Origin of the sequence: Herbidospora sp. NBRC 101105, assembly GCF_030269205.1 — a bacterium.
In the GTDB taxonomy this organism is placed as follows: domain Bacteria; phylum Actinomycetota; class Actinomycetes; order Streptosporangiales; family Streptosporangiaceae; genus Herbidospora; species Herbidospora solisilvae.
In genome coordinates this window covers 1,315,300-1,341,922 of sequence record NZ_BSSX01000001.1, presented here as the reverse complement: position 1 = coordinate 1,341,922, position 26,623 = coordinate 1,315,300, and the positions used below count along the sequence as shown (strand labels likewise).

Here is a 26,623-nt window from a genome sequence, read left to right as displayed (position 1 = left end):
GGGTAGGGGTCCAGATTTATGGGTAAACCGCCGCGATACCCCCTGAAACGCCGGGAAAAGACGGCCGGTCAGAGCGGTCACAGAGATCAAAGTGATGCCAACGGCACGGAAAGTTAACATGCACGTTCATAACCGTTAAGCTCAGCACCCCCATTCAGGTCACACTCGTGACTAGGTTTCCTGGGACCCCCATCCCTGGGGGGTTACCGCCCTTTGAGGAGTTGACCCGTGCGAGTCCTGGCCGTTGTCCCCGCCCGCGGTGGTTCGGTGGGAGTTCCGCTGAAGAACCTGGAGCGGGTCGGAGGAATCCCCCTCGTCTCCCGGGCCGTCAGCGCGCTCGTCCGCGCCGAGTCCGTCGACACCGTGGTCGTGAGCACCGACCACGCGGGGATCGCCGCCGCCGCCGAGGCCGCCGGCGCCCGCGTCGTCGACCGCCCGGCCGACATCGCGGGCTCGACCGCGTCGAGCGAGTCGGCCGTCCTGCACGCCCTGGCCTCGCTCGGCGAGACCCCCGAGGTCGTGCTGCTCGTCCAGTGCACCAGCGCGTTCATCGACCCGGCCGACGTCGACGCCGCCGTCGCGAAGGTGCTGTCCGGCGAGGCCGACGTCGTGTTCTCCGGTCTGGAGACCTACGAGTTCATCTGGACGGAGGCGGGCGAGGGCGTCAACCACGACCCGGCGACCCGCCCGCGCCGCCAGGACCGCGAGCCCCACTTCCGCGAGACCGGCGCCTTCTACGCCATGCGCGCCCAGGGCTTCCTGGAGGCCGGGCACCGCTTCTTCGGCACCGTCGCCGTGCAGCCGGTCAAGAGCGTGACCGCCCACGAGATCGACACCCCCGAAGACCTCGAGATCGTGCGCGCGCTGGCCCACGTGGTCGACGCGCCGCTGCCGATCGACGTCGACGCCGTGGTCACCGACTTCGACGGCGTCCACACCGACGACCGCGCGTTCGTCGACTCCGAGGGCCGCGAGATGGTCTCCGTCTCCCGCGCCGACGGGATGGGCGTCTCGCTGCTGCTGCGCGCCGGGGTCAAGGTGCTGGTCCTGTCGACCGAGCAGAACCCCGTCGTGGCGGCCCGCGCCCGCAAGCTCGGCGTGCCCGTGCTCCAGGGCCTGTCGGCCAAGCAGAACGCGCTGGCCGACTGGCTGGCCATCGAGGGCCTCGACCCCGAGCGGGTCGCCTACGTCGGCAACGACGTCAACGACCTCGGCTGCATGGCGCTGGTCGGCTGGCCGGTCACCGTCCCCGAGGCGCACGCCGAGGTCCGCAAGGCCGCCCGGGTCGTGCTGACCCACGGCGGCGGCGCCGGCGCGGTCCGCGAGCTGGCCGACCGGGTGCTCGCCGCCCGGCCCGCGACCCCGGCCCCGGCGCCCGCCCCGGTTCCCGCCTCCCGGTTCCGCACCGTCACGGTCGAGCCGAAGGCCGTCGCCATCGGCGAGAAGCTGCTCGGCGCGGGCCACCCGGTCTACGTCATCGGCGAGATCGGCATCAACCACAACGGCGACGTCGAGATCGCCAAGAAGCTGATCGACGTGGCCGTCGAGGCCGGTTGCGACGCGGTCAAGTTCCAGAAGCGCACGCCGGAGATCTGCGTGCCGATGGAGCAGCGCTCCCAGATCCGGCAGACGCCGTGGGGCGAGATGACCTACATGGAGTACAAGATCCGCACGGAGTTCGGCAAGGACGAATACCAGCAGATCGCCCTCTACTGCGCCCAGAAGGGCATCGACTGGTTCGCCTCGCCGTGGGACGTCCCGTCGGTCGAGTTCCTCGAGAACATGAACGTGCTGACCCACAAGGTCGCCTCGGCGTCGATCACCGACCACGAGCTGCTGCGCGCGCTGGCCGAGACCCGCAAGCCGATCCTGCTCTCGACCGGCATGTCGACCCTGGAGGAGATCGACGCCGCCGTCGATATCCTGGGCACGCAGAACCTGGTCATGATGCACGCCACCTCGACCTACCCGCTGCCTCCCGAGGAGGCCAACCTGCGCACGATCCAGACCCTCCGCGAGCGCTACGGCGTCCCGGTCGGCTACTCGGGCCACGAGCGCGGCCTGCAGATCTCCCTGGCGGCCGTCACCCTCGGCGCCGTCACGGTCGAGCGCCACATCACCCTCGACCGCACGATGTGGGGCTCCGACCACGCCGCCTCGCTGGAGCCGAGCGGCCTGGAGCACCTCGTCCGCGACATCCGCATCATCGAGAAGGCCCTGGGCGACGGCGTCAAGCGCGTCTTCCCCGGCGAGGAGGCCCCCCGGGCCCGCCTGCGCAGGGTGACCGTGTGATCAGCCTCTCGGTGATCGTCCCGGTCCGCGACGGCGCTCCCTTCATCGCCGACGCCCTCACGTCGCTGGTGCGCAACCAGCGCGCCGACTTCGAGTACATCGTCGTCGACGACGGCTCGGCCGACGACACGGGCGCGATCACCGACGAGTTCCGCGCGGAACTCCCCGGCCTGCACCTGATCCGCAACCAGGTGCCGGCCGGGCTGGCCGACGCCCGCAACACCGGGCTGAAGCTGGCCTCCGGCCGCTACGTGACCTTCCTCGACGGCGACGACTGGATCGGCCGGGGCTACCTGGCCGACCTGGTCGCCGCGATCGACGGCCTGGGCTGCGACTTCGTGCGGGTCGACCACGTGCAGGTCAACGGCCTGAAGAGAGAGACCCACCGCGCGCCGGTCGCCCGGCGCGGGGTGGTGCTCGACCCGCGCGAGTCGATCATGCCGCCCGACGCGAAGACGATGGTCGACTACCCCTACGCGTGGGCCGGCGTCTACCGGCGCGAGTCGCTGGGCGACCTGCTCACCTTCCCCGGCGGCCTCCACACGGCCGAGGACCGGCCGTGGATCTGGCGGCTGCACCAGCGGGCCCGGTCGTTCGCGGCGGTGTCGCTGGCCGGCGTCTTCTACCGCCGCGGGGTGCCGCAGTCGCTCACCCAGATCGGCGACGAGCGGCAGCTCCACTTCTTCGACGCCTTCGACCTGGTCTTCGAGGAGGTGGAGGAGCGGTTCCTGCCGAAGGCGGCCCGCACCTTCCTGGCGCTGCTCGCCAACCACCTCGCCAACAACGAGCGGTTCACGCCCGAGATCCTGGCGACGTTCGAGGCGCGCGGCGCCGACCGGCTCGGCCGCCTGCCCCGGGAGCTGGTCCGGGAGAGCTTCGACGCCATCGAGCCCGACCGCCGGGAGTTCGTCGCCCGGCTCCTGGAGGTCACGTGACGCAGGTCTTCCACGCCTCGCGGTTCTTCGGCGCCATGTCCCTGGCGGCGGCCGTCGACGCCGGGGCCTTCGGGCCGCCGGGCTCCGCCGAGCGGGTCCTGATCGTCACCAACAACGCCGCCGTGCCCGAGGCCGCGCTCGGCCTCGACGAGGCGCCCGGGTTCGGCGCGCTGCGCGACCGCTTCGACCGGATCGTCTCGTGGAACGAGATCATCGCGCCGCTCCACCCGTCCGACTGGAAGCCCCGGTCGATCGAGACGCCGATGCTCGGCCGCCTGCTCCAGAAGGCGCTGGGCCTGGAGCACATCGAGGAGATGGTGCTGGAGTCGGTCATCGTGCCGCCCGCGCGGGCCCTGCCGGGCCTGTTCAAGGACGCCATGCTGACGATCTACTCCGACGGCCTGATGGCCCACAGCCCGACCCGCGACGTGCTCCCGGGCGAGATCTCCCAGCGCATCACCCGGCTGCTCCACCTCGACCTGGTCCCCGGGCTGACTCCGCTGCTGCTCCGGGAGTACGGCGTGCCGGCGCGGGCGCTGCCCTCCGAGCCGTTCACCGACGTCGTCGGCCGGGTCGCGGCGGCGGCGGGCCCGATGCCGGAGGGCGAGGCGATCGTCCTGGGCCAGTACCTCTCGTCGCTCGGCATCCTCACCCCCGACGAGGAGTTCAAGCTCCACGCCGACATGGTCCGGGGCGTCGTCGCGCGCGGCCACCGCTCGATCGTCTTCAAGCCCCACCCGGCCGCGGGCCGCCGCCAGGGCCGCGAGCTGGCCCAGGTCGCGGCCGGCCTGAACGCGAGCCTGACGGTCGCCCCCGACGAGGTGCCGGCGGAGGTCCTGTTCGCGACCCGCCGCGCCCGCCTGGTGGTGAGCTGCTTCTCCACGGCCCTGATGACGGCCCGCCGCTTCTTCGGCCTCCCGGTCGCCACGGTGGGCTCCGACCTGCTGCTGGAGCGGCTGACCCCGTACGAGAACAGCAACCGGGTGCCCGTCACGATCGTCGACGCGTCGGTCCCCCGCCTCGACGCCGACGGCACCCTGACCGAACCGGCGGTCGCCGACCTGGCGGGGCTGGTCGACGCGGTCGCCTACTGCATGCAGAGCGCGGCCCATCCGGCGCTGCGGCCGGCGGCCGAGGCGTACGTCAGGGCCAACGGCCCGATGCGCTACTTCAAGAAGAAGCGCCTGGAGGCGCTGGGCATCATCGAGAAGCCCGCGCCGCCGCCCCCGCAACCCCCCAAGAGCGGGCTGGCCCGGCTGAAGCAGATCGTCAAAGGCTGATCGGTTCCGGGTGATACCAAAGGGGTATTCCACACATTCTGTGACGTGAGGGTTCGGCACCCTTGCCGTATGTCCACCCCTCTCAAACAGATCATCGCCGGCGGAATGGCCGCCGCCGGCGTGCTCGCCCCCACCGTGCCGGCCGAGGCGTCGGCGGCGGGGGCTCCGCTGAGACTCGCGGGCACGTCCTGGTTCGCCGGCGGCGGCGTGCCCGTCTGCGGCGCCAGCACCGCGACGAGCTGCGCCGGCCAGAAGCACGTCGGCGGCGTCTCCTACAACTGGTGGCAGTGCGTGGAGCTGCCGCAGCGCTTCTACCTGCGGCGCGGCTGGCACTCGGGGGTCTTCTCGGGTGTCGGCATCGCCTCCCAGATCTTCACCCGGGCGGCGGCGCTCGGCATGGAGCGGCAGGCCAACGGCTCGATCAAGACGATCGTGCCCGGCGACATGATCGTCATGAACCGCAGCGGCGCGGCCGGGCACGTGGTCGTGGTCGAACGCGTCACCGTCAACAAGGACGGCACCAGGAACGTCGTGACGGTCGGGCAGAACTCCCAGGTGGTGCGCAACCCGATGCGCTGGCACGGCGGGCGGCTCGACTCGTTCTGGGCCTCCTACAGCGTCGCGGGCGTCGTGCACGCGAAGAAGAACATGGGCATCCTGTCGACCGACGGCGGCCCGGCCGACTACCCGGTGCTGGTGAACGGCGGCGGCGCCCGGCCGTTCGGCGCGGGCCACCTTGCGGTGACCTCGACCGGCCAGGTGTTCGGCGGCCTGCCCGGCCCGGCCCCGGCGGTGTCGGGCCGCGTCACCGACGCCGCCGTGACGCCGTCGGGCGCCGGTTACTGGCTGCTCTCGTCGTCGGGGCAGATCTTCCCGTACGGCGACGCCGCGCCCGCCGTCGCGCGCCCCGCGACCGCCGAGGGTGAGCTGGTGGCGATCGACGCCGCCCCGAACGGCTACCTGGTGGCGACCTCGACGGGACAGGTCTACGGGCCCGGCGTGTGGATCACCGCCTCGCCCGAGGGCTACAGCGGGCGGTTCGTCGACATCGAGGTGACGACGGGCGGCTACTGGCTGCTGACCTCGGCCGGGCAGGTCCACCCGTTCGGCGCGGCGAAGTGGTACGGCAACGCGACGACGTTCGAGCGCGCGATCGTGGCCATGGCGGGCACCCCGACCGGCAGGGGCTACGTGATGGTCGACGTGGCCGGGAACGTGTTCGCCTTCGGCGACGCCGAGCACCTGGGCGACCTGCCGGCGGGCTCGGCGGAGGCGGCCGACATCGCCGCCACGGCGACCGGTTACGTCATCACCACGAAGACGGGCGTCCGGCACACGTTCGGGCCGGACGCGGGGGTGACGAACCCGGGGGCCTTCACCGGGACGTTCTGACGGAGATTGCCGGGAAGCGACATCTCCATACGGTCTGAGAACTCCTGAGCGGTTCGCCGCGTCTTAAAGGTCAGTCGTGCCCGGAGCCCGCCGGCTCCGGGACGGCTCGTCCCTGGAACGTGACAAACCCTCGGAGAGACCATGACCACCATCCGCTCCCTTCTCGTCGGCGCCCTGCTGGCGCCGGCCCTGCTCGCGCCCGCCGCCCTGCTCCCGGCCTCGGCGACGGCGAAGGCCGTGCCCCAGCTCGTGGCGGTCAGGGCCGACCGCCACCCCGGCGTCGACCGCCTCGTCTTCGAGTTCCGCAACGGGCTGCCACCCACGCGGATCGCGGAGTACGTGCCCAAACTGATCGCCGACGGATCGGGCCACACCGTGCCCGTCCCCGGCGCCGCGAAGCTCGCCTTACGGTTCTTCGACGCCCGGGGTCACGACGACACGGGCGGCTCGACCTACGGCGCCTCCCGGCGGACGTACGCGCTGCCGGGCGTCATCCAGGTCGTCAACACGGGCGACTGGGAGGCGACCCTGTCGTTCGGGGTGGGGCTGGCCAAGAAGGTGCCCTACCGGATGTACACGCTGACCAAGCCGAGCCGGATCGTCGTCGACTTCACGGTGGGCTACCGCACCGTCCCGGTGAAGGCCTACTTCCTCGACCTGCCCCGCGAGCCGAAGCTCAAGGCGGTGTCGCGGCCGGTGATCCCGCCGAGCACCGCCCACGGCGCGCTCCAGCGGCTGTTCGCCGGGCCGACGGCGGCCGAGCGGGCGGCCGGGCTGCGCTTCGTGAACTCCGGCGCGACCGGTTACAGCAAGCTGACCGTCACGAACAAGGTCGCCCGGGTCTACCTGACCGGGAAGGTGAAGAGCGGCGGCGCGACGTTCACCGTCGCGAATCACCTGAACGCGACCCTGAAGCAGTTCCCGACGGTGAAGTGGGTCAAGATCTACGACGCGGCCGGCAAGACGCAGCGGCCGGGCGGCAACAGCGACTCGATCCCCGAATCCCTGGAGCCGTGAGTATTTGTCCGCAGACGGCCGCGGGCTTCCGCGGTTTCCTGGACCCCGTCAACCCAACCAGACGGGGGAAAATCACATGTCATTCGCACAGCGTGTCCTCACCGCCTTAGCGCTCGCCGCGGCGAGCCTGGTGATGGTCACGAGTCCCGCGCAGGCGGCGGCGGCCACGTCCGTCCACGTCTCGGGGAAGACCCTCTTCATCGTCGGCACCAGCGGCGGGGAGATCGTCAACGTCAGCTTCCTCGAAGGGAAGCTGACCGTCGACTCCAACTCGGGGATCGTCGTGGGAGCCGGGTGCTCCAAGTCGGGCGCAGTGGCCCAGTGTTCCGGCGCCATCCAGTTCCTGGACGTCTCGCTGCTCGGGGGCAACGACACGTTCTCCAACGGCACGAACTTGCAGTCGACCGTGCTGGGCGGCGCGGGGCGCGACGTCCTGAACGGAGGTTCGGGCCGTGACGGGCTCAACGGGGGCTCCGACGACGACATCCTGAAGGGCAACGACGGAATCGACACCGCGAACGGGGTCGGCGGTTTCGACAAGTGCACCGCCGAGACCGAGACGGCCTGCGAGGCCGACGCCTGATCGGCGATCGGAACACCGGAGCCGCCCCGCGCCACTCGCGCGCGGGCGGCTCTTTTGATGGGCTCGCGCCTGACAGAAACGGCCGGCCTGGCGCCAGGCGGACCTCCCCGCACCAGCGCGCGTCAGTGGGCCCGGTAGAACTCCAGGTGCGCCTCGGCCGCCTTGCGCCACGTGTGCCGGGCGGCCAGCGCTCTCCCCTTGGCGACCCGTTCCGGCGACGGGACCGTCACCGCCTCCCGCAGCGCCGCCGCGAGCGAACCCGGATCGGTCGCGAACAGGGCCGCGCCGGTGAAGACCTCGCGGAAGACGGCCAGGTCGCGGACGACCAGCGGCACCCCGGCCGCCAGCGCCTCCATCGCGGCCAGGCCGAAGCCCTCCTTCGTCGACGGGAACGCGAACGCCGCCGCCCCCGCCACCAGGCCGGGCAGGTCGTCGTGGGGCACCGGGCCGAGCACGACCGGCGCGACGCCCAGTTCCGCCGCGCGGGAATCCCACGCCGACCGGTAGTCCCGGTAGTCGAACAGCGTCTCGCCGCCCGCGACGACCAGCGGATACTCCGGCAGCAGGGCGTGCGCCTCGAGCAGGTCGAGGGAGCCCTTGCGGGGTTCGATGCCGCCGACCGTCAGGACGTACCGGCCGAAGCGGGCGCGCCAGGGCGACCCGTCGGCCGTCGCGAAGCGGGCGGCGTCCACGCCGTTGGGGATGACCGACGCCGAGATGCCCCACCCCTGCGACAACTCGGCCGCCACCGCCGACGACACGCAGATGTGCGCGAACGGTTCGACCAGGGCGCGTTCGTGGCAGGCCGCCAGCTCGGGCGTGGTGAAGTGGTCGAGGTGGTGCACCGTCCGGACGCAGCGCCCGGCGGCGTTGGCGGTGATGCAGTCCTGGGCGTGCACGACGTCGTACGCCGACGACGTGAAGGCCTCGCGCAGCAGGTCGATCGAGCGCAGCACCCGTTCCCCCATCGTCTCGCCGGGCACGTCGGGGCAGTCGACGATGTGCACGGGCACCCGCACCCCCCGGTGGAAGCGGCGGTCGCCGCCGCGTCCGAGCGCCCACACCTCGGCCTCCTGACCGAGATCGGCCAGCGCCTCGGCCAGGGCCAGGGTGTGCACGACCCCGCCGCGCGGCTTGGTCGAGTAGGTCAGCAGCGCGATCCTCATGCCCGGTACGCCTCCGGCCGCCGTTCGCCGATGTGCCGCAGCACCCGCCGTGCCTGGGCGATCTCGGCCGCCACGTCGAGGGAGGCCACCGCGAGCCCGGCCTTCGACCACGTCCGCGCCAGGATGTCGCCGCCCGGGCCGACCACCTTGGCCTGGCCGAGGAAGCGCATGCCGCCCATCGCGCCGGTCTGGTTCGAGGAGGCCAGCACCACCTGGTTCTCGGCGGCGCGGGCGCAGTCGTACAGGTCGAACAGGCGCGACTGGCGGTCCTGGGCCATGCGCGGGGCCCGGTTGGTGATGCTGGTGGGCCAGGCCGACAGGCAGGCGACGATCTGCGCGCCGTCGAGGGCCAGCGACCGGGCCGACTCGGGGAACGTCTTGTCGTAGTCGATCAGCATGCCGATCCGCCCGGCCGGGGTGTCGAACGCGTCGAAGCGGTCGCCGGGCGAGTAGGCGGCGACCTCCCCGGCGGGCAGGTGCACCTTGCGGTGGCGGCCGAGCACGCCGTCGCCGCTCACGCAGACGGCCGCGTTGTACCGCGACTCCCCCTCGGCCTCGCAGTAGCCGACGCAGACGACCATCTCGGCGGCCAGTCCGGCGACCCGCTTGATCAGCGCGTCGTCGGGGTCGAGCGCGGGCGGCAGCGCGTCCGGGTCGGGGTGGCGCAGGTCGGCGAGGTAGCCGCCGAGGGCGGCGTCGGGCAGCACGAGCAGCCCGGCGCCCTCCTGGCGCGCGTCGGCGATGAGCTTGGCGACCCGCTGGAGGTCGAATTCCAGGTCACGGCCGAAGTGCGCGGAGGCGGCGGCGATGCGGAGCACGGGTCACGATCCTGCCGCATACGCCTCGGGACGGCGATCCCGCAGATGACCCATCGACCGCCGCGCGGCGGCCAGCGCCCCGGGCACGTCCACGTCGCAGACGGCGACCCCGCCCTCGACGCCGGTCGCGGCGAGGATCTCCCCGCCCGGTGCGACGATCTTGGCGCGGCCGACGAACCGCAGGTCGCCGAACGAGCCCGACTGGTTCGACGACACCCACACGACCTGGTTCTCCAGGGCCCGCGCCTGGTCGAACAGGTCGAACCGGCGGGTCCACCGGTCGTCGGCCAGGTCGGGCGCGGGGTCGGTGCGGCTGGCGGGCCAGGCCGACACGCAGACGACGATCTCCGCGCCGTCGAGGGCCAGCGTGCGGGCCGACTCGGGGAACGCCTTGTCGTAGCAGATCATCATGCCCATGCGCCCGGCCGGGGTGTCGAAGGCGGTGAAGCCGTCGCCGGCCGCGTAGCTGCGGTCCTCGCGGAGCGGCTGGTGGACCTTGCGGTGGTGGCCGAGGACGCCGTCACCGGTCAGGCAGACGACGGAGTTGTACCGGGCGTCCCCGTCGGCCTCGCAGTACCCGGCGCAGATCACCAGGTCTCCGGCGATGGCGGCGAGGCGCTGGAGCTCCGGGCCGTCGCGGCGCAGCGCGGGCGGCCCGGCGGCCGAGCCGCGGAGGTCGGCCAGGTAGCCGCCCAGGCACGCCTCGGGCAGCGCCAGCACCGACACGCCCTGTTCGCGGGCCTGCGAGGCCAGGGCCCCGATCGTGGCGAAGCACGCCTCAAGGTCCCGGCCGAAGGGGGCGGCGACGGCCGCCAGCCGAATGGTCATGCGTCCTCCTCAGGCCGTTCCGAGTCCGGTGACCGCGCCGTGCACGCCCTCCGTCACCACCCCGTCGGGCCAGCGCAGCCGCACCCCGCTCCCGGTCACGAGCTCGCCGCACTCCGCGCCGAGGGCGGGCCCGGCGGGCAGCGCGGGACCACCCGCGGTGAGCATGGCGAAGCCCGGGAAGCAGGTGAGCCAGTCGCCCATCGTCACCCCGGCGGGCCGGGGCACGCGGGCCGGTTCGAGCACCGCGCCGCAGCCGCCGGCCTCGGCCAGCATGCCCAGGGTCCCGGCGATCCCGGCCATGGACACGTCCTTGGCCGCCGCCGGCCGGGCCGCGCCGACCGCGCCGAGCATGGCGCGCAGCTCCTCGGTGGTCCGGGTCGAGGTGGAGTCCCACTGCCGACCGGTGTAGCCGCTGCGCCACCGGCCGCCGAGGTCGGCGGTCAGCCGTACCCGATGGCCCGGACGCCCGCCCCCGCCGGGCACCGGCGACGCGGCGAGTCCGAGCGCGGTGACCGAGAGCGCGGCCGGCACCCCGAGCTGGGTGTGCCCGCCGAGGATCGGCACGTCGTAGGCGCTCGCCGCGCGCCGCAGCCCGGTCAGCACCCGCGCCGCGAACGAGGCGTCGCGGGCCCCGAGGGCGTCGAGCAGCCCGACCGGGGTCGCCCCCATCGCGGCGAGGTCGTTGAGGTTGACCAGCACCGAGCACCATCCGGCCCAGTCGGGGTCGCGTTCGACCATCGAGGGCAGGATCGCGTCGCACGCCGCCACGACGTCGCTGCCGGGCACCGGCGCGCCGTCGTCGCCGACCCAGCCGCGCCCGCCGGGCGAGAGCCCGCGCAGCAGCGGTCCGAGCGCGGCCTTCCCTTCGGCGGCGCGGGCCAGCCGCCCGATGGGCCACCGCATCGTGTGGTGCGGCCGTCCGGTGACGCGCACCGCCCGGACCGGCCGCCAGCCGAGCCGGGTGAACAGCGGGACGGCCCGTTCCTGCACGTCGGCCTCGAACCGCAACACGCCCGCGTCCTCGGCGTACGCGCACGCCGCCCGGACCAGCGCGGCCCCCACCCCGGGGGCCACGCGCCGGGCCGGGTCGACGACGAGCCGGGAGCCGCGCCACCAGCCGATGTCGGGCCCGTCGGTCTCCGGCCCGAGCCGCACCCCGCCCAGCACGGCCCCCGAGGCGTCCCGGGCCACCAGCACGACGGTGCGCGGGTCCTCGTCGCGGTGGTCGAGGTCGTCGTCCTCGAACAGGCCCTGCTCCTCGACGAAGACCCGCCGGCGGAGCAGCCGGTAGGCGTACAGGCAGCCGCGGTCGGTGGTCGGCTCGACGACGAACCGGGCGGGCGCGGCCCCGGTCGCCCCGAGGAGCGCGGGCACGTCGAGCACGCGGGCGGCGGCGGGCCCGGGCGAGCCGGTGAGCAGCACGTCGCAGACGGAGGTCACGCCCTCACCCGCCCGCCGTGGCCAGGGCGCTGCACGCGCCGCAGGCCGCGCAGCCCGCGCCCTGTTCGGCGCCGGTCATCCCGGCGCCGCGCAACATCGCGGCCACGCGCTCCGTCACGTCGCGCACCAGGTCCTTCGACGGCGCCGGTACGCCGTCCCGCCGCGCCGGCGTGCCCGCGAGCGGCCGGTAGGGCACCACGAAGGGGTAGACGCCGTGGGCGATCAGCTCGGAGGCCCCCGCGACGATCTCGTCGGCCGACTCCCCCAGCCCGATCAGCAGGTAGGTCGACACCCGGTTGCGGCCGAAGACGCGGACCGCCTCGTCCCAGGCGGCCCAGTAGTCGGCGAGCGGCGTGCGCGCCTTCCCGGGCGTCCAGCGGCGCCGGACCTCGTCGTCGAGCGACTCGACGTGGATGCCGATCGCGTGCGCCCCGGCCCGCTTCAGCTCCGCGATCCAGGCGAGGTCGGCGGGCGGCTCGCACTGCACCTGGATCGGCAGCCCCGGCACGGCGGCCAGGACGGCCCGGACCGACCGCGCCAGCACCCTTGCCCCGCGGTCGGGCCCCGACGTGGTCCCGGTCGTCATGACCATCTGCCGCACCCCGTCGAGCCGGACCGCCGCGGCGGCCACCTCGGCGAGCTGCGCGGGCGTCTTGGCCGCCACGGTCGCGCCGGAGGCCAGGGACTCCTCCACGGCGCAGAACCGGCAGCGCTCCTCCTCGGCGTACCGCACGCAGGTCTGCACCACGGTCGTGGCCAGCACGTCGGCGCCGTGCAGCTTGGCGATCTTCTCGTAGGGCACGCCGTCGGCGGTGGCCAGGTCGTAGAACCGGGGCCGGCGCACGGCCCGGACGGCCACGCCCATGTCGGTGCCGCCCAGGTAGAGCCGCCCGTCGCGGACGACGTAGGGGCTGGCGGGGTCGAGGGGCAGCGCGGCGTTGGCGCCGTCGACGAGCAGGTGCCCGTCGTCCGACGGACCGGCGCCCCCGGTCCGCCGTACGGGCGCGTCGAGCCGGACCCCCCGGATGGCCACGTCGACGCGGGTCGAGACGCGGTCGGTCATCAGAACATGTACGTCGAGTTGATGACGGCGCCCTTGCGGGTGTAATGGATCAGCGCGTCCTGGACGTCGAGCGGGTGCGTCGGGATGACGCCCTCGATGAGGTCCTCCTCGCGCGCGCCGTGCAGCGACAACCCGAACCGGCAGCAGAAGACCTTGCCACCCTCGGCGATGAACGTCTTCAGCGAGTTGTTGATGTTGTGCTCGCCGGGGAACGCCGAGTTGCCGGTCGTCGGGAAGCCCCGGGTGGCCAGGCAGTTCAACGACCCTGGTCCATAGAAGTAGATGGCCGACTCGAAGCCCTTGCGGAGCGCCCGGGTCGCCTGGAGCACGGCCACGAAGCTGACCGACGACTCGTGCGCGATGCCGTGCACCAGCGTGAAGTACGTCTCGCCCTCCTCGGCCTTGTAGTCGGGGAAGACCTTCGTCTCGCCGTAGAGGCTCGACCCGTCGGGCAGCGACGGGTGGGGGATCTCGGTGAGGCTGGCCTGCTCCAGATCGGTCAGTTCGGTCATGGGTTGCTCCTATCCGTACAGCTTCTCGAAGGTGTCGTGGAAGACCAGCCGGGCCAGCTCGCCGTCCCCCACGGCGGCGCTGAGCCGGGCATGCTCCCCGGGGTGGTCGCCCCAGGGCTCGTCGCTGGCGAACAGCAGCCGGTCGTGGCCGAGGCCGCGCCGGTCGATCTCCTGGGCCAGCCAGCGCGGGGCGAACCCGATGGCCCAGGAGAGGTCGGTGTAGACGCGCTTGCCGGCCGCGATCCAGTCGAAGAACCGTGACCCGGCGAGCTTGATGTGGCCCGACGCGCCGCCGCCGAAGTGGACGAGGTGGATGGCGACGGCGTCGCCGTACCGCTCGACCAGGTGGGCGATCTCGTCGACGTCGGAGGCCGCGCCGGGCGAGGTGTGGACGTGCACGACCAGGTCCCCGTCGCGGGCGACGGTGAAGATGCGGTCGAGCAGCGCCCGGCAGGAGGGGTCGGCGGGGCGTCCGCCGAGCAGGAAGCTCAGCTTCAGCGCCCGGACTCCGGGTTCGCTGGCGAGGGCGAGCGCGGCCAGCGTGCGCGACTCGTCGGCGGGCAGCGGCGAGACCCAGAGCCCGGCCCTGATCCGATCGTCGCGGGCGGCGGCCTCGACGCAGAGGTCGTTGAAGGAGAACGCGACGGCCGGGTCGGGCACGCCGTAGTTCGGGATCACCAGCGCCCGCTCGGTGCCCTCGCGGTCGAGGTCGCGCAGGAGCTCGGTGATGGTGGCGCGGGCGCCGACGTCGGGCCGGACCGGCGGCCCGCCGTAGAAGGGGTAGGTGGGCAGGATCCCCAGGTGGCGATGGGCGTCTCTGATCATCGTCACGTCCCCAGCAGCTCGGGGTGGACGTGGTAGCCGGAGGCCGAGGGCGCCCGCCCGGCGAGGTGGGCCGAGACGTGCCCGGCGAGGTGCTCGGCGTCGCGGCCGACCCCGACGATGCGGCCGGATCCCCAGGTGTGCAACCAGGGCAGGCCGAGGAAGTAGAGCCCGGGCCAGCCCGTCACCCCGCGCGTGTGGGCGGGGTAGCCGGTCCCGTCGAACACCGGCACCCTGATCCAGGAGTGGTCGCGCCGGAAGCCCGTGCACCAGACGACCGAGGCGATCTCGTCGGCGCGGACCGTGGAGGTCCCCGGGGGCGGCCGCCAGACCGGGACGTAGCGCTCCTCGGCGGGGGCCGCGATCCCGTTCGAGGCGATGTACGCGTCGATGGAGTCCTTCACGCTCTCCGACACCGCGTCGGCGTGGTCGAGGTTGGCCGCCAGGTCGTCGGCGAATTCGAACCGGCCCCCGGTGACGCCGGTGAGCCGACCGTGCAAGCGCATGCCCTGGAGCGCGAAGGCCCGCAGGTCGATGTCGCGTCCGCCGTCGCGCCCGGTCACGTAGTGGTTGGCGCGGGCCCGCACCGCCTCGGGGTCGTCGAACTCGGTGATCGGCCGGTCGTAGTGGCCCATCAGGTCGAGCCACTCGACCACGTCGCGCCCCCGGTAGCGGCGCGCGACCCGGGGCGCGGTGCCGACGGCGAGGTGGACGGTCCGCCCGGCCAGGAACAGGTCCTCGGCGATCTGGCAGCCCGACTGCCCGCTCCCCACGACGAGCACCGGGCCGTCGGGCAGGCCGTCCGGGGCGCGGTAGGCGTCGGAGTGCAGCGAGGGCACGGTGAGCCGCTCGGCCAGCCGGGGCACGACCGGCGTCTGGTAGGGGCCGGTCGCGACCACGACCTGCCCGGCGGTCAGCACGCCCCGGTCGGTGGCGACGGCGAACCCGCCCTCGACGGCGGTCAGCCGGGTGACCGTCACCCGTTCGGCCAGGGGCGGCGCGAAGGAGGCGGCGTACGCCTCCAGGTAGGCGACGATCTCCTCGCGCACCATGAAGCCGTCGGGATCGCCGCCCGCGTAGGGGTGGCCGGGCAGGTCGCACTGCCAGTTCGGGGTGACCAGGCAGAAGGAGTCCCAGCGCCGGGAGCGCCACGACTCGCCGACGCGGCCCCGCTCCAGCACGACGTGGCCGACGCCCAGGCGGGTCAGGCAGTGGCTCATCGCCAGCCCGGCCTGGCCGCCGCCGATCACCACCACGGGGTGGGCGGTACCGTCGACTCTCATGCCCCTCAGTGCATGAGCGGGCCGTTGCCGATCGATGTCATCCGGAACAAATCCCCGTCAACGGATGCTCACCCGCCGTGACGGAGCCTGTTACTTGAGCAGCTTGCGGATCTTCTTCTTGGCGCGGTAGCCGTAACGCAGCACCTTGGGCGGCACCTCGATGCGCAACCGGGCGCGGCGGCGGGCGGCGGCGTGCTGGGGGCCGTCGAGCAGCGACGTGGAGGGCGTCAGCGTGCCCGCGCGGGCGGCCTCGACCAGCGCGAGGGTGCGCACGGCCCAGTCGTTGTGGGCGGCCTCGTGGAAGTAGTTGGCCGCGCACCACTCGGGGGTCGGGGTGCGGAAGTCGGCCTTGGCGAGGTCGTCGAGCGTGCCGAGCGAGCCGGAGCCCTCGAACACCAGGTTGATCATCTCGGCGCTGACCCCGAAGTCGGACAGCACGAGCAGCGGCACACCCTGGGCGATGGCCTCCAGCGCCGCCGTCGAGGAGACCGTGACGAACCCGTGGGCGCGGGCCAGGTGCTCGTGCATCGGCCCGGCCTCGAACGACAGCAGGCCTGCCGGGACCCGCCCCTCGGCGGCCATGGTGTTCCAGAGCCGCTCGTAGTGGTGCTTCTCGTTGTGGGTCTGGCGTTCGTCGTCGCGGGCCCGCAGCTTGACGACCACCCGCAGGTCGGGCCGGGCCTCGGCGAGCGCCTTCAGCGCCAGCAGCACGCTCTCGCGGTCGTCGCGCCGCACCGGCACCTTGGCCTGGGTGGCGAACACGACCCGGTCGCGCGTCTCGCCGGCCGAGGGGTGGCCGGTCAGGTCGAGGTAGGGCAGCCGCGCCAGCGCCACCTGCCCCCCGCCGCCGAGCCGCCGGGCGATCTCGCCGAACTCCCGCACCTCGCGGCCGGAGTGGAGGATGAACAGGTCGCAGCCGCTGCGGTAGATCCAGGCCTTCTCGGTGGCCGGGACCGAGATGCCCGGCAGCCCGGTGACGAACACCGGGCGCGGCCTCAGCCCGGCGAGGACCTCGCTGACCAGCGCGTCGACGACCGGGCCGGTGCACGACACCAGGATCACGTCGGGCCGGAACCGCTCGGCGGCCTTGCGCAGCGCCCGCGCGCCCAGCGTCGGCACGTCGTGGAAGCGGGTGCCGCTCACGGCGGCGGCGATCTGCGACTCCGAGGGCGCGATGGGGGTGCGCACCACGGCGAGTTCGAGCTTCCAGTCGCCGGGCGCCCCGCCGACGAGCCCCGCGGCCCACTTCAGGTAGGAGTCGGAATCGGCCACGGCGAAAACGCGGATCAAGGAGCGACTCTTTCGTGTGCGAAAAGCTGAAGGTGGGAGCGGAGCGAGGGACCCGCCGAGGCGGTCCACCATTCGTCGGGGACCTCGACCGTCTCGACCGAGACGCCGCGTGCCCGCAGCAGGATACGGAGAGACGTGACCGCCGTCGACGGCAGGCTGAGCACCCGCTGGCCGGGCCGCAGGTCGCGCAGCGTCATCTCGGCGGGGGCGCCGCTCTCGTACACCGTGACGCCGTCGATGCGGCGGACCCGGTCGAGGTCCTTGGGGTCCTCGCGGCGGTGCGGATAGTAGGCGACCGGCTCGTCGAGCCCGGTCAGCCACTTCACGTAGGCCTCGCGGTGGATCAGCCCGTTGCGCACCAGGGAGGTGCCCAGCACGACCGTCTTCTCGGCCGGGGGACGCCTGCCGGGCTGGCTGCGCAACCACGGGAAGTCGTGCCGCACCACGGACGCGCCGAGGGCACGGACGGCGTCGGCCACCTCGTCGGGCACGGGCAGCGCGGTGAAGACGGTGAGGCGGCCGCGGCGGGCCAGCCGGCGCAGCCGCACCCCGGCGACCGCCCCCATGGCGGTGCGGGCGGTTCCGGGCACGGCGCGGGCGCGCAGCAGCGGGCGGCGCTCGGCGAGCAGTTCGAGGAGCCGGATGGTGGCCAGCCCGTCGTCGACGAGCAGCAGCCGGCGCACCGGGGACGTCAGGAGGCTGAGCTGGACGCGGCCGGAGAAGGCGTCGCCCACCGCCCACGACCGGCCGGGCTTGGGCATCTTCGCCGACGGCTCGGCGAAGCGCAGCCCGTCGGGCAGCGCGAGCCGGGAGATCTCGTTTCGGGTCAGCCGCAGCGCGGGCAGGCCCGACCGCGGCACGACGACGGCGTCGTCGCCGAGCAGACCCGCGTGCTGCGCCTCGATGACGCACAGCAGTTGCAGCGGGGACTCGACCCACGCGACGGACGAACCGCCATTACTCGCAGAACTCTCCATGGACCCGTTCACGACGGGCTCACGGTAGCCGCCGATCGCAACAGGACAGGGAACGACGGGTGAACAGCCGAATACGTGAACCCCCGGATCTCATACGAATCACTGTCCCGGAGGCATTAGAACGGTGCAACCGGTTGGGAGAATCAACTACGTATCGTGTACGGTCCGCTGCTAAATGTACGTTTTCGCAGGTGTAACAGCGGCAATGATCTGCCCCATGTTGAAGAGGAGTCTCACCTGCGGCCTCGCCCTGGCCCTCCTGGCGGCGCCGCTGACCATCACGCCGGCCACCGCCAAGTCGTCTCCGAAGGTGCCCGCGAAGGCGTCGGTCAAGGCTCCTCCGAACGTGGTCTTCATCCTCGCCGACGACCTCGACACGGCCGACCTCCACCGGTTCCCCAACATCTCCAAGCTGGCGGCGAGCGGCACCACGTTCTCCCACTTCTACGTGACCAACCCGTGGTGCTGCCCGTCGCGCTCGTCGATCCTGCGCGCGCAGTACATCCACAGCCACGGCGTGACCAGCAACCGCTTCCCCACGGGCGGGTTCCCCCGGTTCAAGCCGCTGGAGGAGAGCACGATCGGCACCTGGATGAAGGGCGCCGGCTACCGCACGGCCCTGTTCGGCAAGTACCTGAACCAGTATCCGAGCCCCGAGGTGCCGCGCACCTACATCCCGCCGGGCTGGGACGAATGGGCGGTGCCGGTCACCAACCTCTACCGCGAGTACGGCTACGCCCTCAACGACGACGGCATCATCGTCGAGCGCGGCGAGCAGCCGGAGGACTACCTGACCGACGTGCTGGCCCAGAAGGCCGCCGGGTTCGTGAGCCGCAGCGACCCGTTCTTCCTCTACCTGTCCCCCACCGCGCCGCACCGCCCGGCCAACCACGCGCCGCGCCACGCCGACGCCTTCGAGGGGGTCAAGGCGCCGCGCACCCCCTCCTACAACCAGGAGGACGTGTCGGCCGAACCGCTCTGGGTGCAGCAGCGCGGGCGCATCCCGAAGCGGGTCAGGCACAACATCGACCAGATGTACCGCGACCGGCTGCGCTCCACGGCGGGCCTCGACGACCTGGTCGGCACGGTCGTCTCGGCGCTGGAGCAGGCCGGCAAGCTCGACGACACCTACATCTTCTTCGGCTCCGACAACGGCTTCCACCTGGGGCAGCACCGCCTGCGGTCGGGCAAGACGACGCCCTACGAGGAGGACATCCGGGTCCCGATGATCGTGCGCGGGCCGGGCGTGCAGGCCGGGCGGGTCGACACCTCGCTGGGCTCGACGGTCGACCTGGGCCCGACCTTCGCCGAGCTGGCCGGCGCGCAGGTGCCGGGCTTCGTCGAGGGCCGGTCGCTGGTCCCGCTGCTGCAGGGCCGGCGGGTGCCGTGGCGTGACGCCGTGCTGGTGGAGTTCGACAAGCCGGACTACGCGCCCGGCTGCCCGCCCACCTACCGGGCGCTGCGCACCGAGACCCACGCCTACGTCGAGTACGCCACCGGCGAGCGCCAGCTCTACGACATGATCAGCGACCCCCACCAGCTCACGAACCTGGCGGCCACCGCCGACCCGGCGCTGATCGCCGGCCTGTCGGGCCGGCTGGCCGCGCTCCACGCGTGCTCGGGGGCGGGGTGCCGGGTCGCCGATACGATTTTGGGCGAACGCTCAGATTTCCCCCCGTCAGGAGTGCAATGGATCGGACCCCGACCCCAGAACGCACCGCATGTGATCGGCTGAGCCCCGGCTTCGGCCACCTCATCCGGTCGGCCACCGCGCTGGAGCGCCTGATCGACAAGGCGCTCCAGGAGGAGGTCGGGATCACCCACGTGATGTTCGAGGTGCTCCTGCGCCTCTACCGCGACCACGGCGCCTGCACCGCGATCAACGCCCTCGACCTGACGCTGACCAGCGGGGGAATGACCCGGCTGCTCGACCGGATGGAGAAGGCGGGGCTGGTGACCCGAGGCCGCCACGAGGGCGACCGGCGGGTGACCCTGATCCGGCCCACTGACAAGGCCTCGGAGGTCTTCCTGAAGGCGGTCGACGTGCACGTGCGCGTCGTCGAGCGCCACTTCGAGGCCCCGCTGTCCACCGTCGAGCGGGAGACGCTGCGGCGGGCGCTGGCCCGGCTCGAGGAGGTGCTCACCGAATAATTTGATTGCACGGGAAGATATTGCACGGGAAGAAGGTTGTTGGGCAACATGAGTGCCATGACAACCCAGAGCGCCCTCGACGCCACGGCCCAGGACCTGCTCTTCCGCGACGCACGGACGGCCAACACCTTCACCGACGAGCCCGTCTCCGAGGAGACCGCGCACGCGATCTACGACCTGATCAAGTGGGCCCCGACCGCGATGAACACCCAGCCGCTGCGCATCGTCTACGTCCGTTCTCCCGAAGCGCGGGCCAGACTCGTCGAGCACATGTCACCGGGGAACAAGGCGAAGACGGCCACCGCCCCGCTCGTCGCCATCCTGGCCGCCGACGTGGACTTCCACGAGCACCTGCCGCGGACGTTCCCGCACTTCCCGGGCGCGAAGGACGTGTTCGCCGACCGTGAGCAGCGGGTCGAGTCGGCGCGGTTCAACGGCGCTCTGCAGGTGGGCTACTTCATCGTGGGCGTGCGCGCCCACGGCCTCGCCGCCGGGCCGATGGCCGGCTTCGACAAGGCCGCCCTGGAGAAGGAGTTCTTCCCGGAGGGCGGGCACGAGGTGCTCGCCGTGGTCAACATCGGCAGGCCCGGCCCGGACGCCTGGTACGCCCGCAACCCCCGCCTCGACCTCCACGAGGCCGTGACCACCGTCTGAGCACTCCCCCACCAGTGGCCCGTCTCCGCAGTGAGATGGGCCACTTTGTTCTCTATGAACTGGGAGCGCTCCCAACTGCGGGTATGTACTTTTTGTAGGTTCATGTCCATTTCTACGCCTCTAACCGTTACAGGAGTAACAGTTAGGTTTCGGCATATTGACGGGTGCGTTGCCCATAGTGGACTCTTCGTGGGAGCGCTCCCAACCTGCTGAGCAGTCGGGGATCGGCCGGGAGCCCACCTTCTGTCACAGATTCGGGAACCACCTGAGAGGGGTCCGGAATGATGAACAACACGCGCCGCGGTGTGCTCGCGGCCGTGGCCGCAGGGACGCTGGCCTTCACGGCCGCTGCCTGCGGCGGCGATGAGGCACCCGCAGCGGCACCCAGCGCGGGCGGCTCCGCGGCCCCTGCCGAGAAGATCGAGCTCACGCTGAACACCTTCGGCGGCGGCGAGAACTTCGCCTACGACGACGCCGTGGCGCAGTGGAACGCCGCGCACCCGAACATCCAGGTCAAGTACGTCAACCTGACCGACCGGTTCGAGGACACCTACCTGCCCCAGGTCCTCCAGTGGCTGGAGGCCGGCAGCGGCGCCGGCGACATCATCGGCATGGACGAGGGCGCGATGGGCCTCATGGCCGCCCGCCCGCAGTACTTCGCCGACCTCGGCCAGTACGGCCTCGACAGCCGTAAGGCCGACTTCCCCGCCTACAAGTGGGACACCGGCGTCAACACCGAGGGCAAGCTGTTCGCCCTCGGCACCGACATCGGCGGCATGGCCATGTGCTACCGCACCGACCTGTTCGAGAAGGCCGGTCTGCCGACCAACCGCGACGAGGTCTCCAAGCTCTGGCCGACGTGGAACGACTACCTCGAGGTCGGCAAGAAGTTCAAGGCGAAGGTCCCGGACGCGGGCTTCGTCGACGGCGCCAACACCGTCTACGAGTCGGTGCTGGCCCAGGAGGCCGGCAAGAACGGCGGCCAGATCTACTTCGACAAGAGCCAGCAGCTCATCGTCGACAAGAACCCGGGCGTCAAGGCCGCGTTCGACTACGTCCAGTCGCTCAGCACGGCCGGTCTGACCGCCAAGCTGCGCTCCTGGAGCGAAGAGTGGAACACGGCCATGCAGAAGGGTGGCTTCGCCACCATGGGCTGCCCGTCGTGGATGCTCGGCGTCATCTCCGGCACCTCGGGCGAGGGCAACGCCAAGAAGTGGGACGTCGCGGCGGTGCCCGGCGGCTCCGGCAACTGGGGCGGCTCGTGGCTGATGGTGCCCGCGCAGAGCAAGCACCCGAAGGAGGCCGCCGAGGTCCTCAACTTCCTGACCGGGAAGGAGGGTCAGGTCGCGGCGTTCAAGGAGGGCGGCAACTTCCCGAGCTCCATCCCGGCGCAGCAGGACCCGGCCGTCGCCGAGGCCAAGAACGCCTACTTCAACGACGCCCCGAGCGGCCCCATCTTCGCCGCCTCGGTCGCGCAGCTCTCGCCGGTGTTCTTCGGTGAGAAGCACGCCCAGGTGAAGGCCGCCGTCGGAGAGGTCCTCGTGGGCGCCGACCAGGGCTCGGTCAAGTGGGACGAGGCCTGGACCCGATTCGTGGAGGAGGGCGTGAAGGCCGCGGGCTGACCCCCGGCCGTGCCCGACCGGCCCCTGCACCGAGGGGCCGGTCACTCACTTGAGCGGCCGGATCCCCCCGGCCGCTCCTTCCACGAAAGGTTGACGATGAGCCTCAGCGTCGACGCGGGCTCCCGGACCCGCACGGTGCCACCCGGGCCCCGGCGGCACGCGCGGCCGCCGGGCGGCCGGAGATTCTGGTCCTGGCTGGACCTGCGGGCCACTCCCTATTTGTTCGTCTCGCCCTACTTCATCCTGTTCGCGATCTTCGGCATCTTCCCGCTGATCTTCACCGCCTGGGTGTCGCTGCACGACTGGCAGCTCGCCGGCGACAAGACGTTCATCGGCCTGGAGAACTACACCGAGCTGCTCGCGGACGACAAGTTCTGGAACTCGGTGCTCAACACCGTCGGCATCTTCCTGATCGCGACGGTGCCGCAGCTGGTGCTCGCGCTGCTGCTGGCCAACGCCCTGAACAAGAAGCTGCGCGGCCGGCTGGTGCTGCGGCTGAGCGTGCTCGCGCCGCTGATCACCTCGGTGGTGGCGGTCGCGGTGGTCTTCACCCAGCTGTACGGCCGCGACTACGGCATCGTCAACTGGGTGCTGGGCTGGTTCGGGGTCGACCCGATCCACTGGCAGAACCAGAAGTGGTCGTCGTGGATCGCCATCGCGACCATGGTCGACTGGCGCTGGACCGGCTACAACGCGATCATCTACCTGGCCGCGATGCAGACGATCCCCAAGGACCTCTACGAGGCCGCCGCGATCGACGGCGCCTCGCCGCGCCGCCAGTTCTGGGGCATCACGGTCCCGCTGCTCAAGCCCACGATCATCTTCACCGTCATCGTCTCGACGATCGGCGGTTTCACCCTGTTCGCCGAACCGGTGATGTTCGGCGCCGGCCTGATGACCGGCGGCACGACGGGCCAGTTCCAGACGGTGGCCATGTTCATCGTCAAGGAGGGCTTCCGGGACTTCCAGTACGGCTACGCCGCGGCCGCGGCCTGGATCCTGTTCCTGCTCATCATGATCACCGCGTTGATCAACTTCGCCATCGTCCGCGGCATCGGGAGATCACGATGACGACGATCACACATCGGGCGCCCCGGGCCCCGCGCACCGCCGGGGCCGGGACCTCGCGCCTCGACCCGTTCCGCGCGACCGTCCTGACCAAGGCGAGCCTCGCCCTGGCCATCTTCCTGTCGATCTTCCCGATCTACTGGATGATCGTCATCGCGACGCGCACCAACGAGGACGCGCACAGCATGCCGCCGCCGCTGCTGCCGGCCGGCAACCTGGGCGAGAACATCAGGGCCGTCTTCGAGGCCGAGAACGCCCACTTCATGACGGGCATCATCAACTCGATCATCATCGCCTGCACGGTGACGATCGGCATCGTGATCATCTCGACCCTGGCCGGGTTCGCCTTCGCCTCGCTCACCTTCAGGGGCCGCAACCTGCTGCTGCTGTCGGTCGTGCTGACCATGATGGTGCCGCTCCAGCAGATGGGCATCGTGCCGCTCTACCAGATGATGGTGACGCTGGGCTGGACGAACACCCTCAAGGCGGTCATCCTGCCGTTCCTCGTGAACGGGTTCGGGGTGTTCCTCATGACGCAGTACACGCGCCAGGCCGTACCGAGGGAACTGGTCGAGGCCGCGCGCGTCGACGGCGCGAGCACCCTGCGCATCTGGTGGAACGTCGCGGTGCCGGCGGTGCGGCCCGGCATGGCGGTGCTGGCGATCCAGACGTTCATGCTGATCTGGAACGAGTTCCTCTGGCCTCTCATCGTGCTCACGCCGGACAATCCGACCGTGCAGGTCGCGCTGAGGGCCCTGAACGACCGTTACTCGACCAACTACGTGCTCATCTTCGCGGGCACTACGGTGTCGATCATTCCTCTTCTGCTGGTATTCGTCTTTTTCGGCCGCCAGATCATCGGCGGACTCATGGAAGGTGCGGTCAAGGAGTGACCCAGAACACAGAGACCCAGATCGACACCCCTGGTCTGGTCTTCCCCACCGGCTTCGTCTGGGGCAGCGCGACGTCGGCCTACCAGATCGAAGGCGCCCTCACGGCCGACGGCCGCGGCCGTTCCATCTGGGACACCTTCGTGGCGCAACCCGGGCGGGTCGTCGAGGGCGACGACGCCTCGGTCGCGATCGACCACTACAACCGCTACCGCGACGACGTGCGGCTGATGGCCGACCTGGGGCTGACCGCCTACCGGTTCTCGGTCTCCTGGACCCGCATCCAGCCCGACGGCAAGGGCGAGGTCAACCCCAAGGGCCTCGACTTCTACAAGCGGCTGGTCGACGAGCTGCTCTCCTACGGCATCTCGCCGTGGGTGACGCTCTACCACTGGGACCTGCCCCAGGCCCTGGAAGACGACGGCGGGTGGCCGTCGCGCGACCTGTCGAAGCGCTTCGCGGACTTCGCCGCCATCGTGCACGGCGCCCTCGGCGACCGGGTCGCCAACTGGGCCACGGTCAACGAGCCGTGGTGCGCGGCGTTCCTCGGCTACTCCTCGGGCGAGCACGCCCCCGGCCGCCGGGTCCCGGCGGAGTCGATCAAGGCGGCCCACCACCTGAACCTGGCCCACGGCCTGGCCGTCCAGGCGATGCGGGCCCAGCGCACCGACACCCGGATCGGCGGCTGCGTCAACCTGTACGCGATCAGCCCGCAGACCGACAGCGAGGCCGATCGCGACGCCGCCCGCCGCATCGACGGCGTGCAGAACCGCTTCTTCCTCGACGCCATCATGCGCGGCCGTTACCCGCAGGACGTCCTCGACGACCTGACGCCGCTGATCGCGCCGGAGGAGTACATCAAGGACGGCGACCTGGAGCTGATCGCTGCCCCGCTCGACATGCTGCTGATCAACTACTACAGCCGCTTCACCGTCACCGGCGCCGAGGGCGGCACCAAGTCGGCGTCGGCGGCCCCCACCGACACCGGCTCGGCGTGGCCCGGCAACGAGCACGTCGGCTTCGTCAACGGCGGCCGTCCGGTCACCGGCATGGGCTGGGAGGTCGACGGCGGCGGCCTGTACGAGGTCCTCACCCGCCTGCGCGACGAGTACCCCGCCATCCCTCTGTACATTTCAGAGAACGGCGCCGCCTACGACGACGTGGTCACCGAGGACGGCGCGATCCACGACGTCGAACGCCAGGCCTACATCGACACCCACCTGAGGGTCTGCCACCAGGCCATCGAGGCGGGGGTTCCGCTGGAGGGCTACTTCGCCTGGTCGCTCATGGACAATTTCGAGTGGGCGTGGGGTTATGGCAAGAGATTCGGCCTAGTGTACGTGGACTATCCAACCCAGACGCGCATCCTGAAAGATAGCGCTCTCTGGTACGCCGAGACCATCCGGCACGGGGGCCTCCGGGGTCCGGCACAATAGCGTGAACGTGGTGAGGGGGCAGGACTGATGAACGGGGACCGCCGGTCGGTCGCGCGACCGACGCTCGAAGCCGTCGCCGCGCGTGCCGGAGTCGGGCGAGGAACGGTTTCACGGGTCATCAACGGCTCGCCGAAGGTGAGCGAGAAGGCCCGCGACGCCGTCCTGCTCGCGATCGACGAGCTCGGATACGTCCCCAACCGGGCGGCCCGCACCCTCGTCACCAACCGGACCGACACCATCGCGCTGGTGGTGTCGGAATCCGAGCAGCGTGTGTTCGACGAGCCCTACTTCGCCGGCCTGATCAGGGGAATCGGGTCGGCGCTGGCCGAGACGGGCCTGCAGCTCATCCTGAGCATGGCCCAGAACCGCAACGAACACGACCGTCTGGAGCACTACCTGACCGGGCAGCACGTCGACGGCGTCCTGCTGACCTCGGTCCACGGCGCCGACCCCCTGCCGGGACGTCTCGAAGAGCTCGGCGTGCCCACCGTCCTCGGTGGCCGCCCCGTGGGGCTCAACCCCTACAGCTACGTCGACATGGACAACCGGGCGGGGGCCCGGCAGGCGGTCAAGTACCTTCTCGGCAAGGGCCGCACCCGCATCGCGACCATCGCCGGTCCCCAGGACATGGGCGTGGGTGTCGACCGACTGGCCGGCTACCGCGACGCCCTCCTCGCGACCGGGCTGACCGAACGCGTCGCCTACGGAGACTTCTCCGAGGAGAGCGGCTCGACGGCGATGCGCGAACTGCTCGACCGCCACCCCGAACTCGACGCCGTCTTCGCGGCCTCCGACCCGATGGCGGTCGGCGCGCTGCGGGTGCTGCGCGAGCGGGGGTGCGCGATCCCGCAGGACGTCGCGCTGATCGGCTTCGAGGACTCGAAGGTGGCCCTGCACACCGAGCCGCCGCTGACCAGCGTCCACCAGCCGACCGAGGCGATGGGCCGGCAGATGGTGCAGCTCCTCGTCGCCCGCATCAACGGCGAGCCGCTGGAGCAGCCGGTCGTCATCCTCGACACCCACCTGGTGATCAGGGCGTCGACCTGAGATTTCCACATATGAAGGAGAAACGTAGAATTCCGGCTACGTTTCCCCTTCATATCG

The 26,623-nt window shown here is 71.6% G+C and carries 24 protein-coding genes; 14 read left to right on the top strand and 10 right to left on the bottom strand.

Features of this window, described 5'->3' with window-relative positions; translation table 11 throughout:
• The first annotated feature begins 228 nt into the window (after nt 1-228).
• The 6 genes from QSK34_RS05965 (at nt 229) to QSK34_RS05940 (ending at nt 7,499) form a co-directional block, all read left to right on the top strand.
• Entirely contained in the window at nt 229-2,292 is a 2,064-nt protein-coding gene (locus tag QSK34_RS05965; RefSeq protein WP_285580802.1) for an N-acetylneuraminate synthase family protein, read from the top strand.
• Nucleotides 2,289-3,227 carry a glycosyltransferase family 2 protein gene (locus tag QSK34_RS05960; protein WP_030453188.1) on the top strand — a complete coding sequence of 313 codons (939 nt, stop codon included), beginning with the start codon at nt 2,289-2,291 and terminating at the stop codon, nt 3,225-3,227. The genes QSK34_RS05965 and QSK34_RS05960 overlap by 4 nt, the downstream gene beginning before the upstream one ends.
• Complete coding sequence (locus QSK34_RS05955; RefSeq protein WP_030453187.1) at nt 3,224-4,507, top strand: polysialyltransferase family glycosyltransferase; 1,284 nt, start codon at nt 3,224-3,226, stop codon at nt 4,505-4,507. The genes QSK34_RS05960 and QSK34_RS05955 overlap by 4 nt, the downstream gene beginning before the upstream one ends.
• 69 nt (nt 4,508-4,576) lie before the next feature.
• On the top strand, nt 4,577-5,899 hold the full coding sequence (locus QSK34_RS05950) for a CHAP domain-containing protein (protein ID WP_030453186.1): 1,323 nt from the start codon (nt 4,577-4,579) through the stop codon (nt 5,897-5,899).
• A gap of 141 nt (nt 5,900-6,040) precedes the next feature.
• A complete protein-coding gene (locus tag QSK34_RS05945; protein ID WP_051760000.1) occupies nt 6,041-6,916 on the top strand; it encodes a GerMN domain-containing protein in 876 nt (291 codons plus the stop codon).
• Between the two features lie 76 nt (nt 6,917-6,992).
• Nucleotides 6,993-7,499: a calcium-binding protein gene (locus QSK34_RS05940; protein ID WP_285580795.1), complete on the top strand. Its 507-nt coding sequence runs from the start codon at nt 6,993-6,995 to the stop codon at nt 7,497-7,499.
• Nucleotides 7,500-7,621: 122 nt separating this feature from the next.
• Here the strand turns inward: QSK34_RS05940 and QSK34_RS05935 are convergent, their stop codons facing one another.
• From QSK34_RS05935 to QSK34_RS05890, 10 genes are all read right to left on the bottom strand, one after another.
• A complete protein-coding gene (locus QSK34_RS05935; RefSeq protein ID WP_285580793.1) occupies nt 7,622-8,665 on the bottom strand; it encodes an MSMEG_0565 family glycosyltransferase in 1,044 nt (347 codons plus the stop codon).
• Nucleotides 8,662-9,483 carry a carbon-nitrogen hydrolase family protein gene (locus tag QSK34_RS05930; protein ID WP_285580792.1) on the bottom strand — a complete coding sequence of 274 codons (822 nt, stop codon included), beginning with the start codon at nt 9,481-9,483 and terminating at the stop codon, nt 8,662-8,664. The genes QSK34_RS05935 and QSK34_RS05930 overlap by 4 nt, the downstream gene beginning before the upstream one ends.
• A gap of 3 nt (nt 9,484-9,486) precedes the next feature.
• Nucleotides 9,487-10,311 (bottom strand): carbon-nitrogen hydrolase family protein, encoded by an 825-nt coding sequence (locus tag QSK34_RS05925; RefSeq protein ID WP_285580789.1) that lies wholly within the window; start codon nt 10,309-10,311, stop codon nt 9,487-9,489.
• Between the two features lie 9 nt (nt 10,312-10,320).
• Nucleotides 10,321-11,751, bottom strand: a complete 1,431-nt coding sequence (locus QSK34_RS05920; protein WP_285580787.1) for an MSMEG_0567/sll0787 family protein — start codon at nt 11,749-11,751, stop codon at nt 10,321-10,323.
• A gap of 4 nt (nt 11,752-11,755) precedes the next feature.
• Entirely contained in the window at nt 11,756-12,814 is a 1,059-nt protein-coding gene (locus QSK34_RS05915) for an MSMEG_0568 family radical SAM protein (RefSeq protein WP_285580785.1), read from the bottom strand.
• Nucleotides 12,814-13,326 (bottom strand): MSMEG_0572/Sll0783 family nitrogen starvation response protein, encoded by a 513-nt coding sequence (locus QSK34_RS05910; RefSeq protein WP_161478195.1) that lies wholly within the window; start codon nt 13,324-13,326, stop codon nt 12,814-12,816. Before QSK34_RS05910 ends, QSK34_RS05915 begins: the two co-directional genes overlap by 1 nt.
• A 9-nt stretch (nt 13,327-13,335) precedes the next feature.
• On the bottom strand, nt 13,336-14,157 hold the full coding sequence (locus tag QSK34_RS05905; protein WP_285580782.1) for an amidohydrolase family protein: 822 nt from the start codon (nt 14,155-14,157) through the stop codon (nt 13,336-13,338).
• A complete protein-coding gene (locus QSK34_RS05900) occupies nt 14,154-15,431 on the bottom strand; it encodes an MSMEG_0569 family flavin-dependent oxidoreductase (protein ID WP_285580779.1) in 1,278 nt (425 codons plus the stop codon). Before QSK34_RS05900 ends, QSK34_RS05905 begins: the two co-directional genes overlap by 4 nt.
• Before the next feature lie 90 nt (nt 15,432-15,521).
• Nucleotides 15,522-16,721: a DUF6716 putative glycosyltransferase gene (locus tag QSK34_RS05895; RefSeq protein ID WP_285580777.1), complete on the bottom strand. Its 1,200-nt coding sequence runs from the start codon at nt 16,719-16,721 to the stop codon at nt 15,522-15,524.
• Nucleotides 16,718-17,698 (bottom strand): hypothetical protein, encoded by a 981-nt coding sequence (locus tag QSK34_RS05890; protein ID WP_161478198.1) that lies wholly within the window; start codon nt 17,696-17,698, stop codon nt 16,718-16,720. Before QSK34_RS05890 ends, QSK34_RS05895 begins: the two co-directional genes overlap by 4 nt.
• 217 nt (nt 17,699-17,915) lie before the next feature.
• Between QSK34_RS05890 and QSK34_RS05885 the strand changes: the two genes are divergently transcribed.
• The 8 genes from QSK34_RS05885 to QSK34_RS05850 all read left to right on the top strand — a co-directional run bounded on the left by QSK34_RS05885 (nt 17,916) and on the right by QSK34_RS05850 (nt 26,566).
• The gene (locus tag QSK34_RS05885) at nt 17,916-19,433 is read left to right on the top strand and encodes a sulfatase family protein (RefSeq protein ID WP_285580775.1); all 1,518 of its coding nucleotides are present in this window, start codon (nt 17,916-17,918) and stop codon (nt 19,431-19,433) included.
• Complete coding sequence (locus tag QSK34_RS05880; RefSeq protein ID WP_285580773.1) at nt 19,388-19,849, top strand: MarR family winged helix-turn-helix transcriptional regulator; 462 nt, start codon at nt 19,388-19,390, stop codon at nt 19,847-19,849. Before QSK34_RS05885 ends, QSK34_RS05880 begins: the two co-directional genes overlap by 46 nt.
• A 57-nt stretch (nt 19,850-19,906) precedes the next feature.
• The gene (locus QSK34_RS05875; RefSeq protein WP_161478201.1) at nt 19,907-20,503 is read left to right on the top strand and encodes a malonic semialdehyde reductase; all 597 of its coding nucleotides are present in this window, start codon (nt 19,907-19,909) and stop codon (nt 20,501-20,503) included.
• Between the two features lie 281 nt (nt 20,504-20,784).
• Nucleotides 20,785-22,125, top strand: a complete 1,341-nt coding sequence (locus QSK34_RS05870; protein ID WP_161478202.1) for an ABC transporter substrate-binding protein — start codon at nt 20,785-20,787, stop codon at nt 22,123-22,125.
• 96 nt (nt 22,126-22,221) lie between these two features.
• Nucleotides 22,222-23,196 carry a carbohydrate ABC transporter permease gene (locus QSK34_RS05865; RefSeq protein ID WP_161478203.1) on the top strand — a complete coding sequence of 325 codons (975 nt, stop codon included), beginning with the start codon at nt 22,222-22,224 and terminating at the stop codon, nt 23,194-23,196.
• Complete coding sequence (locus tag QSK34_RS05860; RefSeq protein ID WP_161478204.1) at nt 23,193-24,086, top strand: carbohydrate ABC transporter permease; 894 nt, start codon at nt 23,193-23,195, stop codon at nt 24,084-24,086. The genes QSK34_RS05865 and QSK34_RS05860 overlap by 4 nt, the downstream gene beginning before the upstream one ends.
• The gene (locus tag QSK34_RS05855) at nt 24,083-25,519 is read left to right on the top strand and encodes a GH1 family beta-glucosidase (RefSeq protein WP_285580767.1); all 1,437 of its coding nucleotides are present in this window, start codon (nt 24,083-24,085) and stop codon (nt 25,517-25,519) included. Before QSK34_RS05860 ends, QSK34_RS05855 begins: the two co-directional genes overlap by 4 nt.
• 27 nt (nt 25,520-25,546) lie before the next feature.
• On the top strand, nt 25,547-26,566 hold the full coding sequence (locus tag QSK34_RS05850; RefSeq protein WP_161478206.1) for a LacI family DNA-binding transcriptional regulator: 1,020 nt from the start codon (nt 25,547-25,549) through the stop codon (nt 26,564-26,566).
• The last annotated feature ends 57 nt before the right edge of the window (nt 26,567-26,623 follow it).

Coding starts and splice junctions, on each gene's coding strand:
- QSK34_RS05950 (WP_030453186.1), top strand. CDS start 4,577: ATGTCCACCCCTCTCAAACAGATCATCGCCGGCGGAATGGCCGCCGCC.
- QSK34_RS05945 (WP_051760000.1), top strand. CDS start 6,041: ATGACCACCATCCGCTCCCTTCTCGTCGGCGCCCTGCTGGCGCCGGCC.
- QSK34_RS05940 (WP_285580795.1), top strand. CDS start 6,993: ATGTCATTCGCACAGCGTGTCCTCACCGCCTTAGCGCTCGCCGCGGCG.
- QSK34_RS05935 (WP_285580793.1), bottom strand. CDS start 8,665: ATGAGGATCGCGCTGCTGACCTACTCGACCAAGCCGCGCGGCGGGGTC.
- QSK34_RS05925 (WP_285580789.1), bottom strand. CDS start 10,311: ATGACCATTCGGCTGGCGGCCGTCGCCGCCCCCTTCGGCCGGGACCTT.
- QSK34_RS05915 (WP_285580785.1), bottom strand. CDS start 12,814: ATGACCGACCGCGTCTCGACCCGCGTCGACGTGGCCATCCGGGGGGTC.
- QSK34_RS05910 (WP_161478195.1), bottom strand. CDS start 13,326: ATGACCGAACTGACCGATCTGGAGCAGGCCAGCCTCACCGAGATCCCC.
- QSK34_RS05900 (WP_285580779.1), bottom strand. CDS start 15,431: ATGAGAGTCGACGGTACCGCCCACCCCGTGGTGGTGATCGGCGGCGGC.
- QSK34_RS05890 (WP_161478198.1), bottom strand. CDS start 17,698: ATGGAGAGTTCTGCGAGTAATGGCGGTTCGTCCGTCGCGTGGGTCGAG.
- QSK34_RS05885 (WP_285580775.1), top strand. CDS start 17,916: ATGTTGAAGAGGAGTCTCACCTGCGGCCTCGCCCTGGCCCTCCTGGCG.
- QSK34_RS05880 (WP_285580773.1), top strand. CDS start 19,388: ATGGATCGGACCCCGACCCCAGAACGCACCGCATGTGATCGGCTGAGC.
- QSK34_RS05875 (WP_161478201.1), top strand. CDS start 19,907: ATGACAACCCAGAGCGCCCTCGACGCCACGGCCCAGGACCTGCTCTTC.
- QSK34_RS05870 (WP_161478202.1), top strand. CDS start 20,785: ATGATGAACAACACGCGCCGCGGTGTGCTCGCGGCCGTGGCCGCAGGG.
- QSK34_RS05865 (WP_161478203.1), top strand. CDS start 22,222: ATGAGCCTCAGCGTCGACGCGGGCTCCCGGACCCGCACGGTGCCACCC.
- QSK34_RS05860 (WP_161478204.1), top strand. CDS start 23,193: ATGACGACGATCACACATCGGGCGCCCCGGGCCCCGCGCACCGCCGGG.
- QSK34_RS05850 (WP_161478206.1), top strand. CDS start 25,547: ATGAACGGGGACCGCCGGTCGGTCGCGCGACCGACGCTCGAAGCCGTC.